At 55.2% G+C, this 1,679-nt stretch carries 2 protein-coding genes; both read left to right on the forward strand.

What is annotated here, in order from left to right:
• Window positions 1–1,504 (forward strand): hypothetical protein (locus ABJK56_RS01415; RefSeq protein ID WP_347242880.1); only part of this gene is annotated, 1,504 nt, incomplete at its 5' end.
• On the forward strand, window positions 1,483–1,679 hold a 197-nt coding region (locus ABJK56_RS01420; RefSeq protein ID WP_347242881.1), incomplete at its 3' end, for a hypothetical protein. The genes ABJK56_RS01415 and ABJK56_RS01420, both read left to right, overlap by 22 nt.

Here is a 1,679-nt window from a genome sequence, read left to right on the forward strand (position 1 = left end):
TTTTCCGCTGGCGTTTCTGATCAAAAACCCTCTGCCTTTCATCCTGGCTTTTGCTCTGAGCTGGCTTTGTCTGATCCGATACCCTTTCCCGTCTTTGCCAATGCTTCTTGGACTTTTCTCTTTGCTTTATACTCTGACCAGTTTGATCGGTGGAATGAACATCGGCTACCGTCATTTTCTCCCTGTTCATCCTCTGGTCTATCTTGTTATCGGCAGAGGCCTAACCCTATGGCTATCCTCTCGCAGGCCAATCTGGAGACAGGTTGTCGGTTTCATAATGGGACTGTGGTATATCCTGGGAATGGTTAAGATTTTCCCCTACGAAATTGCGTTCTTCAATGAGTTGGTGGGCGGCCCTCAGAACGGCTACCATTATCTGATAGACTCCAATTTAGACTGGGGACAGGGTTACAAAGCCCTTCGTCGTTACTTATTGGAGCACAGTGGACCGGTCCCTAAATTGGTGTACCAGTATACCTATATCCCGCCCGAATATTACGGAATTCACGCCGACTCTTTCCCTGTTGGAACAGGGATCCCCCCATTCATCCTTCCCTTTCACCCCGCCGCTGGACGGTACATCATTAGTATCACTACTTTGCAACAAGGGTGGCCGGGGAATGATGTTTACTTCTGGTTCCGCCAGATGAAACCCTCCACAACAATCGGGTTCTCTTTCTTCGTTTACGACGTTCATAGTTCCCCTCTGCACTGGATTGCTCAGTGCTCCGTCCCATCGGTGCCTCTCTCCGATTCCGTGATTGAATACGGCTTTGGGCAACACAATCTGCGTCGGGTGGAATTTGACTGCACGTCCGGGTGGATATACCCCTTTGCTGGTGCTCATCCGGGTGTTTACAGTTTTCATCACGATCTTTTAAAAGAGCGAAGACGGACTTTCCCGTCTCTCTTACCCGCGCCTCCGGAGCCCCGGGATCCGTTGATTGCCCGGCATCTGAGCCAGACACGCCTCTCCGTGGAGATGAATCGTTACACAGCCGATTATCCGGCTTTTGTGCTGTACGAGCAGGAGAAGCCTCCCCTTTTGCCCAATTCCCAAACCGTTATCGCCGGACGCGCTGAGATAGGCCTGAACCCGGGTGGAATTCAAGTCGTTACTCCCGTTACCCTATCGGGTCCCCTCATGTTTTTAGGAACGAGTGTGGTTCGGGACGGTACGGACCTTGACGTGGAGACCTGGTGGCGGGTGACCGAGGGGCCGATTACCCGCCCCTTTTCCATTATGGGCCACCTGCTGACCCCCGCCGGAGAAGTGCTGGGCGTATCGGACGGCCTGGCCGTTGATCCGGTGCAACTCCTCCCTGGCGACATCCTGGTGCAACGGCATCGCTTCAGCGGAGTGACCGGTGAGGCCTTCCTCCTCCGCACCGGCGCCTACTGGCTGGATACGATGGAACGGTGGCCCCTTGCAGAACAACCGGATTCGGATATGATATTCGTCAACCTGCCGGATGCGAAAAAATGCGGCGATTCCTTGCCCTGACTCTTGGCCTGCTTCTTCCCTTCGCCCTGATCACGACGGCCCTATCAGCGACTGCGCCGCCTCCGCCAGAGATGGGCCGTTCCCCGCTGCCCCCGCGGATGGGCGCCCAGGGCTGGCTCTCCGCCCCGCCCATAGAAACTCAGAGGCAGACACCTAACCTGCTGGTGAACGGCAA

This window comes from Thermogutta sp., from assembly GCF_039793925.1.
GTDB lineage: Bacteria > Planctomycetota > Planctomycetia > Pirellulales > Thermoguttaceae > Thermogutta.